The organism is Achromobacter spanius (assembly GCF_002966795.1).
Classification (GTDB): domain Bacteria; phylum Pseudomonadota; class Gammaproteobacteria; order Burkholderiales; family Burkholderiaceae_B; genus Achromobacter; species Achromobacter spanius_D.
Window position 1 is genome coordinate 6,069,486 of record NZ_CP023270.1, and the last position, 16,370, is coordinate 6,085,855.

14 protein-coding genes are annotated in these 16,370 nt (G+C 67.8%); 11 read left to right on the forward strand and 3 right to left on the reverse strand.

The features are described 5' to 3' along the window. Window positions 1–34: 34 nt before the first annotated feature. From pap to CLM73_RS27550, 3 genes are read left to right on the forward strand one after another with little or no spacing between them, the layout of a single operon-like run. The gene (gene pap / locus CLM73_RS27540; protein ID WP_105241128.1) at window positions 35–1,501 is read left to right on the forward strand and encodes a polyphosphate:AMP phosphotransferase; all 1,467 of its coding nucleotides are present in this window, start codon (window positions 35–37) and stop codon (window positions 1,499–1,501) included. Window positions 1,502–1,522: 21 nt separating this feature from the next. Next, window positions 1,523–1,972: a GNAT family N-acetyltransferase gene (locus CLM73_RS27545; protein ID WP_105241129.1), complete on the forward strand. Its 450-nt coding sequence runs from the start codon at window positions 1,523–1,525 to the stop codon at window positions 1,970–1,972. Continuing rightward, on the forward strand, window positions 1,969–2,433 hold the full coding sequence (locus tag CLM73_RS27550; protein ID WP_105241130.1) for an HIT family protein: 465 nt from the start codon (window positions 1,969–1,971) through the stop codon (window positions 2,431–2,433). The genes CLM73_RS27545 and CLM73_RS27550 overlap by 4 nt, the downstream gene beginning before the upstream one ends. Window positions 2,434–2,489: 56 nt before the next feature. Here the strand turns inward: CLM73_RS27550 and CLM73_RS27555 are convergent, their stop codons facing one another. Beyond that, window positions 2,490–3,677 (reverse strand): glycosyltransferase, encoded by a 1,188-nt coding sequence (locus CLM73_RS27555; RefSeq protein ID WP_105241751.1) that lies wholly within the window; start codon window positions 3,675–3,677, stop codon window positions 2,490–2,492. Between the two features lie 280 nt (window positions 3,678–3,957). Between CLM73_RS27555 and nhaA the strand changes: the two genes are divergently transcribed. The 6 genes from nhaA (at window position 3,958) to CLM73_RS27585 (ending at window position 10,590) form a co-directional block, all read left to right on the forward strand. Then, window positions 3,958–5,193 (forward strand): Na+/H+ antiporter NhaA, encoded by a 1,236-nt coding sequence (nhaA, locus tag CLM73_RS27560; RefSeq protein ID WP_105241752.1) that lies wholly within the window; start codon window positions 3,958–3,960, stop codon window positions 5,191–5,193. A 58-nt stretch (window positions 5,194–5,251) separates the two neighbouring features. Then, window positions 5,252–5,641, forward strand: a complete 390-nt coding sequence (locus CLM73_RS27565; protein ID WP_105241131.1) for a DUF488 domain-containing protein — start codon at window positions 5,252–5,254, stop codon at window positions 5,639–5,641. A gap of 79 nt (window positions 5,642–5,720) precedes the next feature. Beyond that, window positions 5,721–6,383 (forward strand): thiaminase II, encoded by a 663-nt coding sequence (tenA, locus tag CLM73_RS27570; RefSeq protein WP_105241132.1) that lies wholly within the window; start codon window positions 5,721–5,723, stop codon window positions 6,381–6,383. Window positions 6,384–6,474: 91 nt separating this feature from the next. Continuing rightward, window positions 6,475–7,239 carry a uracil-DNA glycosylase gene (locus CLM73_RS27575; protein WP_105241133.1) on the forward strand — a complete coding sequence of 255 codons (765 nt, stop codon included), beginning with the start codon at window positions 6,475–6,477 and terminating at the stop codon, window positions 7,237–7,239. A 276-nt stretch (window positions 7,240–7,515) separates the two neighbouring features. Beyond that, the gene (locus CLM73_RS27580) at window positions 7,516–9,315 is read left to right on the forward strand and encodes a DEAD/DEAH box helicase (RefSeq protein ID WP_105241134.1); all 1,800 of its coding nucleotides are present in this window, start codon (window positions 7,516–7,518) and stop codon (window positions 9,313–9,315) included. Window positions 9,316–9,402: 87 nt separating this feature from the next. Then, window positions 9,403–10,590, forward strand: coding sequence for a class I SAM-dependent methyltransferase (locus CLM73_RS27585; RefSeq protein ID WP_105241135.1), 1,188 nt, complete (start codon window positions 9,403–9,405; stop codon window positions 10,588–10,590). Window positions 10,591–10,714: 124 nt separating this feature from the next. Here the strand turns inward: CLM73_RS27585 and CLM73_RS27590 are convergent, their stop codons facing one another. Then, window positions 10,715–11,833: a CCA tRNA nucleotidyltransferase gene (locus CLM73_RS27590; protein ID WP_105241136.1), complete on the reverse strand. Its 1,119-nt coding sequence runs from the start codon at window positions 11,831–11,833 to the stop codon at window positions 10,715–10,717. Beyond that, on the reverse strand, window positions 11,830–13,980 hold the full coding sequence (locus CLM73_RS27595) for a transglycosylase SLT domain-containing protein (protein ID WP_418904964.1): 2,151 nt from the start codon (window positions 13,978–13,980) through the stop codon (window positions 11,830–11,832). Before CLM73_RS27595 ends, CLM73_RS27590 begins: the two co-directional genes overlap by 4 nt. Before the next feature lie 69 nt (window positions 13,981–14,049). Between CLM73_RS27595 and CLM73_RS27600 the strand changes: the two genes are divergently transcribed. Further along, window positions 14,050–14,724, forward strand: coding sequence for a 5-formyltetrahydrofolate cyclo-ligase (locus tag CLM73_RS27600; protein WP_105241138.1), 675 nt, complete (start codon window positions 14,050–14,052; stop codon window positions 14,722–14,724). 213 nt (window positions 14,725–14,937) lie between these two features. Further along, on the forward strand, window positions 14,938–16,368 hold the full coding sequence (locus CLM73_RS27605; RefSeq protein ID WP_105241139.1) for a circularly permuted type 2 ATP-grasp protein: 1,431 nt from the start codon (window positions 14,938–14,940) through the stop codon (window positions 16,366–16,368). The last annotated feature ends 2 nt before the right edge of the window (window positions 16,369–16,370 follow it).

Below are 16,370 nucleotides of genomic sequence, written 5' to 3' on the forward strand. Positions count from 1 at the left end.
TCGCCCGATCGCAGCCACCCGATCCGACGTATCCATGTTCGCCGAAGCCGAAGCCGACCCCACCCTGTCCAAAGACGAATTCAAAGCGCTCGAAGCGCGGTTGCGGGTCGCGCTGCTCAATGCGCAGTACGAACGGCTGCGGCAGGCCGACAAGACGCTGCTTATCGTCGTGGCCGGTATCGACGGCGCCGGCAAGGGCGCCACGATCAACCTGCTGAACGAATGGATGGACCCGCGCCACATCCGCACGCTGGCCTATGGCCCGCGCGAAGGCGACGAGCTCGAGCGCCCGCCGTTGTGGCGCTACTGGCGCGATCTGCCGCCCAAGGGCAGCACGGGCATCGTGTTCGGCTCCTGGTACACGCCGCTCTTCATTGAAGCCGTGCGCAAGAAGCCCAACGCGGACGCGATCGAGGCGCACTCGGCCGCGATCATGCGCTTTGAGACCATGCTGGCCGCCGAAGGCGTGCAGATCGTCAAGCTGTGGTTCCACCTGTCCGCCAAGGCGCAGAAGACGCGGACGCAGCGCCTGCTGGCCAACCCCGATACGGCCTGGCAGGTCAGCCCGGTCGACATGAAGGTCAACAAGCGGTACGACCGCATCCGGGCCGGCGCCCACGTCGTCCTCAATCACACCGACTGCGGCCATGCCCCGTGGGTGGTGATTCCCAGCGCCGACGAAAACATGCGCGCCGCACGCACGGCCGAGGCGGTGCTCGGGGCCCTGCGCCGGCGCGGCGTGCCCCGCCTGCCGCCTGCTTTCGTGGCGCATTCCAGCAAGACGCGCATCGTGGACCGGCTGGGCAAGCTGGACTACGACGCCAAGGTCGACAAGGAAGACTACGAGGCCGAACTCGGCCTGCTGCAGGGCCGGCTGGCGCGCGCCGCCCGATCCGACAAGTTCAGGAATCGCTCCCTGATCCTGGTGTTCGAGGGGCAGGACGCCGCCGGCAAGGGCGGCGCCATCCGCCGCGTCACGCACGCGCTGGACATCCGGCAGGTCGACATCACGCCCATATCCGCCCCCACGACCGAAGAATTGGCCCGGCCCTATCTGTGGCGTTTCTGGCGCTGCATTCCAAGCCATGGCCGCATCGGCATCTTTGACCGCTCGTGGTACGGACGCGTGCTCGTCGAGCGCGTCGAGAAACTGACACCGCCCGCCCGGTGGCGCCGCGCGTACGCCGAGATCAACGACTTCGAGGAACAGCTTGCCGCCAGCGGCGCGCTGGTGCTGAAGTTCTGGCTGGCCGTCACGCCTGATGAACAGCTCAAGCGCTTTCACGAGCGCGAGAAATCGCCGTTCAAGAACTTCAAGATCACGCCCGACGACTGGCGCAACCGCGAGAAGTGGAACGAGTACGCGGCGGCGGCCAACGAGATGATGACGCGCACCGACGTGGCTCACGCGCCGTGGCATCTGGTGTCGGCCAACGACAAGCGTTACGCTCGCCTGCAGGTGCTGCGGCATATCGTCGACGCCATGGAAACCCAACTCTGAAGACCCAGGAGGCCTTGCGCCATGAGTACCGCAGAAATCCGTCCCATCGTCGCCACCGACTTCGACGCCTGGTTGCCCCTGTGGAAGGGCTACCAGGACTTCTACCGCGTCAGTATCGACGACGCCGTCACGCGCAACACCTGGGCGCGCTTCCTGGATCCCGCCGAGCCCATGCACGCCGCGCTGGTCTATGAAAGCGGCCGCGCCGTCGGCATGGTGCACTGGATCTTTCATCGCTCCACCTGGACCGCCGGCGACTACTGCTACCTGCAGGACCTGTACGTGGACCAGGACGCGCGCGGCACGGGCGCGGGCCGCAAACTGATCGAACACGTCTACGCCGAAGCCGCCGCGGCCAACTGCGCCCGCGTCTATTGGCTGACGCACGAAACCAACGCGACCGCCATGCAGCTCTACGACCGCATCGCCGACCGGTCCGGCTTCATCCAGTACCGCAAGGTGATGGCTTGAGCGCGCGCGATCCCAACTGTCCGCTGTGCCAGGAAGACGGCGGCACGTTGCTGTGGCGCGGACCGCATCTGCGCATCATCGAGGTCGAGGACGCCGACTATCCGGGCTTCACGCGCGTGATCTGGAACGGTCACCTGGCGGAGATGACCAGCCTGTCGACGCACGGGCGCGACTTGCTGATGCGGGCGGTGTATGTCGTCGAGGAAACGCAGCAGGCGATCCTGACGCCGGACAAGATCAACCTGGCGTCGCTGGGCAACATGGTGCCGCACCTGCATTGGCATGTAATCCCGCGCTGGCGCGGCGACCGGCACTTTCCGGATCCGATCTGGGCGGCGCCGCGCATTGCGCCGGGCGCCGAGCCGGATTCCTGGAAGGACCGGCAGGAGCAGGTGCAAGCGCTGCTCCCCCGATACCGCGACCGTGTGGTCGAAGCCATGAACGCGCTGCTGTGGCATTGAGCCTGTCCGGGCATTGAAGTTGCCCGAGCATTGAGCCTGGCAGGACATCGATCCTGTCAGGACATTGAGCCGCCGGGCGTCTCAGGGGCCGGCCCGCGCCGTTCACCCAGCCAGCGCGCGTACACCGATTCGACCAATTGCGCCGCGCGATCGACGCTGAACAGGCCCTGGCCGCGAATGAATTCACGGCCCGCCTCGCCCATGCGGCGGCGGCGTTCGGGATCGCCCAGCAGGCTTTCCAGCGCCGCGGCCAGCGCAGCCGGGTCTCGCGGCGGCACCAGCAGACCGGTTATGCCGGCCTGCATGGTTTCCGGCACGCCGCCCACGTCGGTGCCGATCACGGGCACCCCCATGGCGGCGGCCTCGACAAACGCCGTGCCAAAGGCTTCACGGTGGGTCGGCAAGGCAAACACGTCGAACGCCTGCAATACGTTGCCGATGTCATGACGCCGGCCCAGAAAGTGCACGCGCGACGCCAGCCCCAGCGTTTCCACCTGCGCCTTCAGGCGCTCGAACACCGGCATGCCGTCTCCGGCCAGCACCAGATGGGCTTGCGGAAACGTGGCCTGGATCTGATGGAAGGCCTCGATCAGGTCCGCGTGGCCCTTTTCAGCGCGCATGACGGCCACGCAGCCCACCACGAGGGCATCGTCAGGCAGTCCGAGCTCTTGCCGGACACTGCACTGGCCATCGCTTTCGGGCAGCAAGATCGGGGAATGGATGGTGGCGACGGACGTGGGCGGCGCGCCCCCATCCAGCAGTTGGCGGTGCACGTGCCGGCTCACGGCGATGACGCGGTGGGCCAGCCAGGTGTAGGCGTACAGCGAGTTGATCGGCTTGGCCAGGTGGCGAGTGCGCACGATGAGCGGTGTGCGCGCCAGGCGCGCGCCCATCGCGGCGCGCACCGTGTCGCTGCGGCTGTGCGTGTTGACCACGTCGAACCGGCCACGGGCCGCCACGCGCCGCACGAACGCCACGCTGCGCATGAAGTTCACGGGGCCGTCCATGTTGACGGTGTGCACGGTGAACCCGGCATCGCGCAACCGTTGCGTCAGTTCGGCGTGCGGCTGGCAGACGGCTTCCAGGTGATGGCCGCGCTCGCGCATGGCGACCATCTCCTTATAGATGCAGAATTCCTGGCCGCCGAATGCCGTTGCCGCTTCGGTATGCAGAATGCGCAGACGGCTGGAAGTGCCGGCGTGGCCGGGCAAGGGGTGCGGGACTGAAGAGTGGCGTGGCGGCATGACGGCGAAAGGCGCCAGGCGGCCTGGCGAAGCCACGACAGGATCGTGGGTTCAAAAAAGGCCAACGATGTCGGCCTGAAATTAAGCTGTTACACAGAATTTAAGTAAATGTAATCCAGAATTCGGCGGCGCGACAAGCATGCTGGCGAGGCCCTTTTTGCGCATAAAGCGCAGATAGCGCGACCTCCCGCGACGTTAACCGCAGTTCCCCGACATAACGGCGCATATCCAAGTCGTTCAGTTACTATTCAGGTTTACGCCGCGAGCCAGAATGTCGTCCATGCAGCACACGCCTGACGGGCATGAGCCCACCCCTCCCGGCCGCGCGCCCTCTTTCCTCCAGGCGTTTCTCCGATCGGAAGCCCTGGGCGGCTACGTCCTGATGCTGGCGGCGCTGGCCGCCCTGGTGGTGGCCAACAGCGGCGCGGCGCAGACCTACTTCGATCTGCTCGGCGCCAAGGTGGGCTTTCAGGTGGGTCCCATCGTGCTGAAGGAAACCGTGCTGCACTGGATCAACGACGGCCTGATGGCCGTGTTTTTCCTGCTGGTGGGGCTGGAGATCAAGCGCGAGATGCTGGACGGCCAATTGCGCGGCGCCGGCCGCATCGTGCTGCCGGGCATCGCCGCCGTGGGCGGCATGGCCGTGCCGGCGCTGATCTATGTGCTGGTCAACCTGGGCAGTCCCGATACCTTGCGTGGCTGGGCCATCCCTGCCGCGACGGACATCGCCTTTGCGCTGGGCATCCTGGCGCTGCTGGGCAGCCGGGTGCCGACGTCGCTCAAGATCTTCCTGACCGCGCTGGCCATCCTGGACGACCTGGGCGCGATCGTCATCATCGCGCTCTTCTACACGTCCGAACTCAACCTGTTCGCGCTGGGCATGGCGGGCGCGCTGCTGGTCTGCCTGGTCTGCCTGAACCGCGCCGGCGTCCTGCGCCTGGCCCCATACCTGCTGCTGGGCGCGGTGCTCTGGTATTTCGTCTTGAAATCGGGCGTCCACGCGACGCTGGCGGGCGTGGCGCTGGCGCTCACCATTCCCTTGCGCCCGCAGCATCAGGGCGGCGCCCACGTCCATTCGCCGTTGCACGCGTTGGAACACGCGCTGCACAAGCCCGTGGCGCTGCTGATCGTGCCGGTGTTCGGTTTTGCCAACGCGGGTGTGTCCTTTGCGGGCATGGGGCTGGCCAGCCTGGCCCAACCCGTGCCGATGGGCGTGGCGCTTGGCCTGTTTCTGGGCAAACAGCTGGGCGTGTTCGGCTTTGCCTGGCTTGCCATCAGGTCGGGCATCGCCAGCCTGCCGCGGCACGCCACGTTTACCCAGCTATACGGCGTGGCACTGCTGTGCGGCATCGGCTTCACGATGAGCCTCTTCATCGGCGCCCTGGCCTTCACCGATCCCGCCGCCGTCGACGCTACCAAGATCGGCGTGCTGACGGGCTCGCTGGCGTCCGCGCTGGCCGGCTTTGCGCTGCTGCGCGCCACCGGTGCGCGAAATCAAGCTGTCGGCGCGCGCTGATCCGCCGCGTGGCGGGGGGTGCAGTAGACTGGCTGCACCCTCAGTCGCAGGAGCCGGCATGAAATCGTCCAGCATCATCGTGCAGCGCGTCTATGAAGGCACGGGTCCGCAAGGACACTACCTTGCCCTGGTGGACCGCATGTGGCCGCGCGGGCTGCGCCGCGCAGACCTGGGCCTGGACGAATGGGCCCGCGACATCGCCCCCAGCGCCGAACTCTGCAAATGGTTCAGCCACATCGAAGACCGCTGGGACGACTTCCGCACCAAGTACCTGGCCGAACTGGCCACGCCAGACCAGCAAACCCGCATGGCGGCCCTGCTGGACGCCGCGGGCGATCGTCCCCTGACCCTGCTTTTCGGCGCGCGCAACACCGAGCACAATCAGGCGGTGGTGCTACGCGATGCCCTTCTCGACTACGCCCGTCACCACCGCAAGCGCGCGGCCTGAACGCCGCGCTTGTTACCCTTACGCCCGCCAACGGCCCGCACCCCTCGCGCGCCGCACGATTACGTCCAAGAGGAATTTCATGGCTTTCAGCTCCGACGCCTGGGCCCGCAACGCCGCGCTCTATGAAAAGACGCGCGACATGCCGTTCAACCGCGAACTGGCCAGCGGCCAGCTCGCCGAGGACGCGTTCAAGCACTACATGATCCAGGACGCGCACTATCTGGTGGCGTTTGGCCGGGCCCTGGCGATTGCCGCCGCCAAGGCCGACGATGCCGACGGGGTGGTGCAGTTTGCCGAGGCCGCCAAGGGCGCCGTCGTCGCCGAGCGCAGCCTGCACGCGGGTTTCATGCAGCAGTTCGGCATCGACACCGCCACCTTCGAAGCCACGCCGCTGACGCCGGCGAGCCATCACTACACCAGCTTTTTGATTGCCACCGCCTGGAGCGCGCCCTACCCGATCGCCCTGGCCGCCCTGCTGCCGTGCTTCTGGATCTACGCCGAGATCGGCCGCGACATCCACGCGCGCGCCGTGCGGCCCAACCCGTACGCCGCATGGATCGATACCTATGCCGGCGACGATTTCCACGCGCTGGTCCGCGCCGTGATCGCCAGCGTGGACCGCGCGGCGGACTCGGCCTCGGTGCAGACCCTGGACGCGATGCACCAGGCCTACACCCATGCCGCCCAACTCGAATGGATGTTCTGGGATTCGGCGCACCGGCAGGCCGGCTGGCCGGTCTGATCGGGTTGGCGACCGGGTTGGCGACAAGGTTGACGGCCGGGTCGGGCTGACCGCGCCGAGCTGACCCGGCCGGTGTGCCAAAATCGCGCCCATGCCGATCGACAACCGCCTCACGTCCAACGCCCTGGCCGCCCAGGCCGCGCAACTGCCCGCCGCCTGGCAGGCCGCCCTGTCCGCCGACCCCGCCGTCGCCGCCGCGCTGGCCGCCGTCACCACGCATGTGGAAGCGCGCCTCGCGCAAGGCGCCGTGGTGTATCCCGCCACGCCCTTTCGCGCGCTGCATGGGCTTGCGCCGTCGGACGTACGCGTCGTGATCCTTGGTCAGGATCCCTACCATGGCCCCGGCCAGGCGCAGGGCCTGGCGTTTTCGGTGCCGGACGACTGCAAGCGCCCGCCCAGCCTGCGCAACATCTTCAACGAGATTGCGCGCGACTATCCGGACTTGAGCGTGCCGGCGGGCAACGACCTGAGCCCCTGGGCCGACCAGGGCGTGCTGCTGCTCAACACGGCGCTCACGGTGGAGGACGGCCAACCCGCCTCGCACGCCAAGCGCGGCTGGGAAACGGTGACGGATGCCCTGATCGCGCATGTCGCGCGCGACCCCTCGCCCAAGGTCTTCATGCTGTGGGGCGCCCACGCGCAAGCCAAGCGACTGTTGCTTCCGCCCGACAGTGGCCACCTCGTCCTGATGTCCAATCATCCCTCCCCGCTGTCTGCCCGCCGCCCGCCTGTGCCGTTCCTGGGATGCGGCCATTTCCGGGCCACCAATGACTGGCTGCGAGACCAAGGGAAAAACCCTATTGATTGGGGGCTGGACAAAAAAATAATTCCATTGCAGGGCGAATTCAGGTTATGATCGCCGCACTGCACAAAACGAGTTCGGCATTTACCGCCTTGATTTAGCGGAATTTTTTGCAGACTGCCGGGAAGCCTATCCCCGGCCCCATGCCGAACTATCATCGATTCCTGACCCCTTTCCTTTCGCCCTGCGTTCCATCAGTACAAGAGAACGCGCCACGCGCATGGTTGATCCGGTCGGCACGATGCTCCATCAACCGTCGCCTGGATCCGGCCGCCTAATCCCCTGGCCCGACCAAGCACTGCGTCGCATTGTTTGCGGCAAGGGAAAGTAATGTCTTTCGATACCCTGGGTCTCGCGCCCGCCCTTTTGTCGGCCGTTCAAGAAGCTGGCTTCACCACCCCCACCTCCGTTCAAGCCGCCGCCATTCCGCAAGCACTGGCCGGCCATGACCTGATGGTGTCCTCGCAGACCGGCAGCGGCAAGACCGCCGCCTTCATGCTGCCCGCCCTGCACCGCATCGCCCAGATGCCCGCCAACAAGGGCGTCGGCGTGCAAGTGCTGGTGCTGACCCCGACCCGCGAACTGGCCCTGCAAGTCACGGACGCCACCGCCACCTACGGCCGCAAGCTGGCCGACCTGCGCACCGCAACCGTCGTGGGCGGCATGCCCTACGGCGCGCAACTGAAGGCGCTGTCGCGCCGCGTTGACGTGCTGGTCGCCACCCCCGGCCGCCTGATCGACCACCTGCAATCGGGCCGCGTCAAGCTGAACACCGTGCACACGCTGGTGCTGGACGAAGCCGACCGCATGCTGGACATGGGCTTCATTGAAGATATCGAGACCATCGTCGAGCGTCTGCCTGAAGACCGCCAGACGCTGCTGTTCTCGGCCACGCTGGACGGCACCGTTGCCAAGCTGGCGTCGCGCATGATGCGCGAGCCGCAGCGCATCGAGATCGCCGGCGCCAAGGAAAAGCACACCAACATCACGCAAAGCCTGCTGTACGCGGACGATGCCAGCCACAAGATGCAACTGCTGGATCACGTGCTGCGCGACGCCTCGCTGGATCAAGCCATCGTCTTCACGTCGACCAAGCGCGGCGCGGACGACCTGGCCGACCGCCTGGCCGATCAAGGCTTTGCCGCCGCTGCCCTGCACGGCGACATGAACCAGCGCCAACGCACCCGCACGCTGTCGCAACTGCAGCGCGGCCAGCTGCGCATCCTGGTTGCCACCGACGTGGCTGCCCGTGGCATCGACGTGCAAGGCATCAGCCACGCCGTCAACTTCGACCTGCCGATGCAAGCCGAAGACTACGTGCACCGTATCGGCCGCACGGGCCGCGCCGGCCGCAACGGTCTGGCGTTCACGCTGGCCACGCATTCCGAGCGCCACAAGGTGCGCCGTATCGAACACTACATCGGCCAGTCCATCACCCCTGAAGTGATCGCCGGTCTGGAACCCAAACGCACCCCGCGTCCGTCCACCGGCGGCGGCGGTGGCGGCAAGCCGTATGGCAAGCCTTTCGGCAAGCGTCCCGGCGGTTTCGGCGGCTCGCGTCATTCGGGCGGCTTTGCGGGCAACCGCGACGGCGCACCGCGTGACGGCGCGCCCCGTGAAGGCCGTTCCTTCGGCGGCCCGCGTGGCGAGTTCAAGCCGCGCGAAGGCGGTTACCAGGGCAACCGTCCGTTCGAGGACCGTCCGTTCGCCGATCGTCCCCAGCGTTCCTTCGGTGACCGTCCCAGCTTCGGCGATCGTCCCCAGCGCGAAGGCGGCTACCAGGGCAATCGTCCCTTCGGCGACCGCCCCCAGCGTGAAGGCGGCTTCCGTGGCGGCGACCGCGATTCGCGTCCCAGCTTCGGCGACCGTCCCAGCTATGGCGACCGTCCCCAGCGCGATGCCCGCCCGTTCAGCGAGCGCGGCCCGCGTGAAGGCGGCTTCCGCGGTGGCGATCGCGACGCGCGCCCCAGCTTTGGCGACCGCCCCAGCTTCGGCGACCGTCCCCAGCGCGAAGGCGGCTTCCGCGGCGGTGATCGCCCCGAAGGCGGTTTCCGTGGCAAGCCCTCGTTCGACAAGCGTCCTGGCGCCCCCGCCAAGCGCTTCGGCAAGTCGAACGATCGCCGCGGCTGATCCCGACGCCTGATTCAAAAAGCCCCGCGGCCATGCCGCGGGGTTTTTTTTTGGGACAATGCCGTTTTGCCCACGTTTTCCGCGCCCATGCAACGCCCCGCCCCCGCCAATCTGCCCACGCTTTCCCCCGCCGCGCTAGAACAGAGCGATGCCGCTGCCGCGCATCTGCGCGCCGCGATCGCCTCCAACGGCGGCTGGCTGCCCTTTGATCACTGGATGGCGGAAGCCCTGTATGCGCCCGGGCTGGGCTATTACGCGGCGGGCAACGTCAAGCTGGCCGATGCGGCCGACGACGGCAAGACGCCCGCCGGCGACTTTGTGACCGCGCCCCAGCTCACCCCGCTGTTTGCGCGCACGCTGGCGCGCCAGGCGGCCGAGGTGCTGCGCCAGACCGGCACGCACGACGTGCTGGAGTTCGGCGCCGGCACCGGCGCACTGGCCGAAGGCGTGCTGCGCGAACTGGATGCGCTGGGCCTGCCCGGCACGCGCTACCGGATCCTGGAGGTGTCGGCGGACCTGCGCGCGCGCCAGGCCGACCGGCTGGCGCCCTTCGGCGACCGGGTGGAGTGGCTGGACTCGTTGCCCCACGCGTTCTCGGGCTGCGTGCTGGCCAACGAAGTGCTGGACGCAATGCCCGTCTCGCTCTTTGCCTGGAGCGATGCGGGCCAGGTGCAGGAACGCGGCGTGGCCCTGGATGCGGACGGCGGATTCAAGTGGGAAGACCGGCCGGCCCCCGCGGCACTGGCTGCCGCGGTCACGGCGCGCATGCCCGCGCTACCGGGCTACGTGTCCGAAATCAATCTGCAAGGCGAGGCGTGGATTGCCGCCATGGGAAGCTGGCTCGAGCGCGGCGCGGCGCTGCTGGTGGATTACGGCTTTCCGCGCAGCGAGTACTACCATCCGCAGCGCGCGGGCGGCACGCTGATGTGCCACCTGCGCCACCATGCGCATGGCGACCCCTTCACCGCGCCGGGCCTGCAGGACATCACCGCGCACGTGGACTTCACAGCCATGGCGGACGCCGCGCTGACGGCGGGCATGCAGGTGCTGGGCTATACGTCGCAGGCCCGCTTTTTGATGAACGCCGGATTGATGGATCTGCTGGCCGGGCTGGACCCGTCAGATGCCCAGGCCTACGCGCAAGCCGTGGCGCCCGTGCAGAAGCTGCTGTCAGAGGCCGAGATGGGTGAGTTGTTCAAAGTGTTGGCCGTCGGCCGCGGCATGACGGCGCCGTTGTCCGGGTTTTCACGCGGCGACCGGCTGGGCAAGCTGTAAGCGACGAATAGCGGGCAACCGCGCAGAGCGGCTGCGGCGCGTAGTTGGGGCAAACGGCTGCGGCGCGTACTTAGGGCAAGCGGCTGCGAAACAGCTGCGGCGAGCGCCGCAGCGGCCGGCCGAATCAGTTCGACGGCATTTCCACCAAACGCGCCAGACGCGCCTGGCGCACGCTTTCCTTGATGCGCGCCGGCTCGCCCGCGCATGCCTTGGCAATGGCGCCCGCGTCCACGCCGCGCACCGCCGCCGCCCGTGCCTGCCAGGCGGGCACATCCACCGCGCGCAAGACACCCGCGGCATCCAGCAGTTCAAAAAAGCGTTCCGGCTTGCGCAACGCGTCGGCGCGCTCCATCAGCGCAAGTTGCGCATCCGGGCCTTCCGGCTTGCCGTCCAGCGCATCCAGAGCATCCAGCGCGTCGAGCACGTCGGGCAAGAGGCGCGCGTAGTCGTTGCACTCCGTGGGCACGCGCATCCGTCGGCCAAGCGCCTCGCGCTCGGGTGTCAGGCGGCACATCAGCGCGTAGCGGCTGGCCAGCGGCAAGCCCTGCTCCGCGGCGCGGTCCACTTGCGGACCGACCTCGTCCACGCCCTGCAGTTCAGGCATCACGCGCGCCAGCGCGCCGGATTCGGCCAGCACGCCCAGCATGCGCGAAGGGGTATGCGCCATCAGCCCGCGCGACAGTTCCTTCCAGACGCGCTCGGCCACCAGCGCATCGGCCTCCCCGGCCGCCACCATGCGGCGGCACAGTTCCAGGGTTTCCGGGGCCACGCTGAAATCGCCAAAGCGCGCCGTAAAGCGCGCGAGGCGCAGGATGCGCACGGGATCTTCCTCGAACGCCTCGCCCACGTGCCGAAAGACACGGGCGCGCAGGTCGTCCGCGCCATTGAGCGGGTCAACGAGCTGGCCGTTCTCGTCCTGCGCAATGGCGTTGACCGTGAGGTCGCGGCGGCGCAGATCTTCTTCCAGCGTGACGTCCGTGCCCGTATAAAAGGTGAAGCCCTTGTAGCCGCGCCCGGACTTGCGTTCGGTGCGCGCCAGCGCGTATTCCTCTTTGGTCCGGGGATGCAGGAAGACGGGAAAATCGCCGCCGACCGGAATGAAGCCGCGGCGCGTCATGTCCTCGGGCGTGGCGCCCACCACGACCCAATCGTGATCGCCGGCCGGCAGACCAAGCAGCGCATCGCGCACGGCGCCGCCGACGATGTAGGCGCGCAGGCCTTCGGTGGCCGGATCCCGTGTCATTGCGCTGCGGCGGTTTCGGTGCCCGCCGGCACGATGCTGCCCAGGCGTTCTTTCAGCGATTGCGGCTGGCCGGTGAACATCGCCGCGTAGTACGTGGCGTTGGACATCACGTTCTTGACGTACGTACGCGTTTCGGTGAACGGAATGGTCTCGGCAAAGATGGCGCCTTCGACCGGATGCGTGAACGTCGAGCGCCAGTTACGCGGCCGGCCCGGGCCCGCGTTGTAACCCGCGCTGGCCAGCATCTGCGAACCGTTCAGGTCGCGCAGCACGATGTTCAGGTAATTGGTGCCCAGCTCGGTATTGGTGTCGAAGTCGTTGACGCTGCCCGGCGTGAAATCGCTCATGCCGATCTTGCCGGCAACCCACTTGGCCGTGGCGGGCATGAGCTGCATCAGACCCGAGGCGCCCACGTGAGAACGCGCATCCATGATGAAGCGCGATTCCTGGCGGATCAGCCCGTACACCCACGCCGGATCCAGCGCGATGGCGTTTGCCTTGGCCGTGACGCGGCCCTCGAACGGCGCGATGAAGCGCTGGCTGAAGTCGAATTCCTTTTCCGTGCGGTCCGACGTGTTGACCACGCGGTCGTAGATGTTTTCGGCACGGGCCAGCTCGGCGGCGGCCATGAGCTGACGGTCGTTCATGCCGCGCAGCGTGAAGTTCCATTCGGGCACGGCTTCGGCACGCCAGCCCAGGCGGAACAGCAGCACGGCGCGCTGCAGGCCCGGATTGGCGCGCGCCTCGGCGATCTCGCGGTCGCTGATGGGCGCGGGACGCGGCGGCACGTTGATGCGGCGGCCGAGTTCTTCAGCCGCAAGCTGGCCGTAGAAATCGAAGCGGTCGGCGATGCTGACGTAGGCGGCGTGGGCCTTTTCCTTCTGGCCCAGCGCGGCCTGGCCGCGCGCCTTCCAGTACACCCATGCGGTCTCGGCCTGCTGCGAGGCAGGCATTTCGTCGATGGATTCGATGACCCACTTCCAGTCGATCTTGGGCTGGCGCAGCGCTGCGCGCACCTTCCAGCCGGCGTTGTATTCCGTCATGCGGATGTGGCCGGCTTCGCGGTACCAGTCGTTGGCGCGGCTGTCCAAACCCAGCGCGGCGGCCAGCGCATACTGCCCGCGCACCCAGGCCAAGTTCGACTTGGACATCGACTTGGCCCACTCGCGGCGCAGGTAGGAATCGGCGACGCTGACGTCCGATCGCGCCAGGCGGGCAAGCGCCAGCGTGACCAGTTCCTTTTCGTTGCGGCCCACGGGCATGCGGTCCTGGCGCGTGAGCCACTTCATCGGGTCCTTCATCAGGACGTCGTAGGTCTTCACGTCGCGCGGCTCGAACATGTACTGCACGAACTTGCGCGCGTCAGTGGTCTTGTTGGCCTCGATGGCGTCGCGCAACTGCGGTTCGAGCTGCTCCCACCCCAGGATGCCGTCGGCCACGAGCTGGTCGTACAGCGCCCAGCATGCGCTGCCGGGCGCGAAGGCGGCCATCGCTTGCGCGGCGGTGGCGCGCTGGCCGGTCATGTGCTTGCCGTCCAGAATGGCGCATTCGATCTGCGCGTTGCTGTTCCTCACGGGCGCCAGCTTGCGCACCGTTTCGAAGTCGCCGCTACGGGCGGCGGCCAGCAGCCAGTCGCCGCGCAGGCGGTCGGCCAGGTAGGCGTCGCCGTTGCTGTTGATGAACTGCTGCAGGGCCGCGACGGGGCGGCCCGAGGCGGGCGGCGTCCAGAGCTGGTAACGCAGCAGCCAGTATTCGGGGTACATGCCCAGCGGATCGCCCTTGGCCTGCGGCACGAGCACGCCCAGGACGGACCACTGCTTGCGATTCATGGCCTCGCGCGCGGCGACCACCGCGGCCAGCGCGGGGGTCTCGGCGGTGGGCGGCAAGCCTGCCAGCGCCACGGGCGGCACCGCGATCATCGGCTGGGCGGCCTGCACTGGGGGCTGAGGCTGGGGATTGACGGCGGCGCTGCGCTGCTGCGCATCGACTGGCGCACAGGCTGCGGTGAATAGCGCCACCAGCGGAAGCAAGCGGAGCAAGCCGCGGTGCTGCCCACGGTGCTGCCCGGATTGGGCGCCGGCCGCTGGCGACGACGAATTCTGATACCGTGGGGGCTGCTGGGCGCCTGTCTCTCGACGCACCCGCATGCTGAGCCTACGCAAATTCGTCTTCAGCATGTTTGCCTTCATCTTCAACCCCCCGGTTACAGCCACAGCATGACTACGCAAAATACTCAAGAGGATACCGCAGTCCAGGAGCGCACGCGATTGCGAAAATTGCGCGCCGGCCTGCCTGACGACCAGCGCAGCCGAGGCGCTTTGCTCATGCGCGCGCGCCTGTTCACGTGGCTGAATGTCGCCCGCGACCAGGCCGTGCAGGCGGGCCATCCGGCCCCCACAACCGTCGCCGCGTTCTGGCCCATGGCCGACGAGCCCGATCTGCGCCCCCTGCTGACGCAATGGACCGAAGCCGGCATGACCGTCGCCCTGCCCGTGGTGCGCGAGCGCAACGCGCCGCTCGCGTTCCTGCCCTGGACGCCCGAGGCCGAGCTGCGCGCCGGCCCGTACGGCATCCAGGAACCCGTGGCCGGCCCCGAATTGCTGCCCGACGTGGTCCTGGTGCCCACGCTCGGTTACACGGAACAGGGCGACCGCCTGGGTTATGGCGGCGGCTACTACGACCGCACGCTGGCCGCCCTGCGCGAACGCGGCCACGCCTTCACCGCCATCGGCATCGCCTGGAGCTGCGGCGAGCTGGATCCGGGATATGTCCCCGCCCCGCACGACGTCCGGCTGGACGCGGTGCTGACCCAGGACGGCTGGGTGCCGCACGCCCCGCTTGAAGAGGGCAAGACCGGCGGATCGGTCCTGCACTCGTATCGGATGAACTGACGCACCAGTTTCGTCCGGCGCGGCGCACCAGCGTGGTGCGCCCGCCAACGCCCCCGCGCCTGCCGCGGCGCGGCCTGTCCCCAGATTTACGCTTCGTCCGCCGTGGGGATGGCAATTCCCCCGTCCCCAGCGCATATTGACTCCGTGGCGCCCGCCTGCCGCCAAAGCTGGCATGCGGGTTGCTTGTAGATATGCATCTGCACCGGAGGAGCCATGAAGCACCCACCCGCCCGTCCATCCGCCTATGACGAAATGCGCGATGGCGAGAACCGCATCCGCGCCCACTACCAGGCGTTCGAGCGCTGGCACACCGAGCAGTCGGACGAGGCCATGTCCGTGCGTCGGCTGGAGGCCGACCTGAGCTTTCGCCGCGTCGGCATCACCTTCTCGGTTGCGGGCGACGCCGCCGGCACCGAACGCCTCATCCCGTTCGATCTGATCCCCCGCATCATCCCCGCCGACGAATGGCGGCTCCTGGAAGCCGGCCTGAAGCAGCGCGTGCGCGCGCTGAACCTGTTCATCCGCGACATCTACCACGGCCACGACATCGTGCGCGCCGGCATCGTGCCGGCCGAGCAGGTCTTCCTGAACGCGCAATACCGCCCCGAGATGCAGGACGTCGCCGTGGCCGAGGACATCTACTGCCACATCGCCGGCGTGGACATCGTGCGGGCGGGCGCGGGCGAGTTCTACGTGCTGGAGGACAACCTGCGCGTGCCGTCGGGCGTGTCGTACATGCTGGAGAACCGCAAGATGTCGATGCGGCTCATGCCCGATGCCTTTGGCCGCATCAAGGTCGAACCGGTGGCCCACTACCCCGACCTGCTGCTGGACAACCTGCGCGAGGTCGCGCCGCATGGCGGCGACGATCCCACCGTGGTGGTGCTGACGCCGGGCATGTACAACTCGGCCTACTTCGAGCACGCGTTTCTGGCGCAGCAGATGGGCGTGGAACTGGTGGAAGGCCAGGACCTGTTCGTCGAGCAGAACACCGTCTACATGCGCACCACGCGCGGGCCGCGCAAGGTGGACGTGATCTACCGCCGGCTGGACGACGATTTTCTGGATCCGCTGGCGTTTCGCGCCGATTCCGCGCTGGGCGTGCCGGGCCTCCTGTCGGTGTATCGCGCCGGCCGCGTCTCGCTGGCCAACGCCATCGGCACCGGCATCGCCGACGACAAGTCCACGTATCTGTACGTGCCCGACATGATCCGCTTCTATCTGGACGAAGAACCCATCCTGTCGAACGTGCCCACCTGGCGCTGCAGCCGGCCGGACGAGCTCTCCCACGTGCTGGCCAACATGCACGAGCTGGTGGTCAAGGAAGTGCATGGCGCGGGCGGCTACGGCATGCTGGTCGGGCCGTCGGCCTCGCGCGCCGACGTGGAAGCCTTCAAGGACCGCGTCCGCACCAACCCCGCCAACTACATCGCGCAGCCCACGCTGGCGCTGTCGACCACCCCGACCTACGTGGAATCGGGCGTCGCGCCGCGCCACGTGGACCTGCGTCCGTACGTGCTGTGCGGCAAGGAGATCCGCACCGTACCGGGCGGCCTGTGCCGCGTGGCGTTGACGGAAGGGTCGCTGGTGGTCAACAGCAGCCAGGGCGGCGGCACGAAGGACACCTGGGTGCTGGAGGACTGACC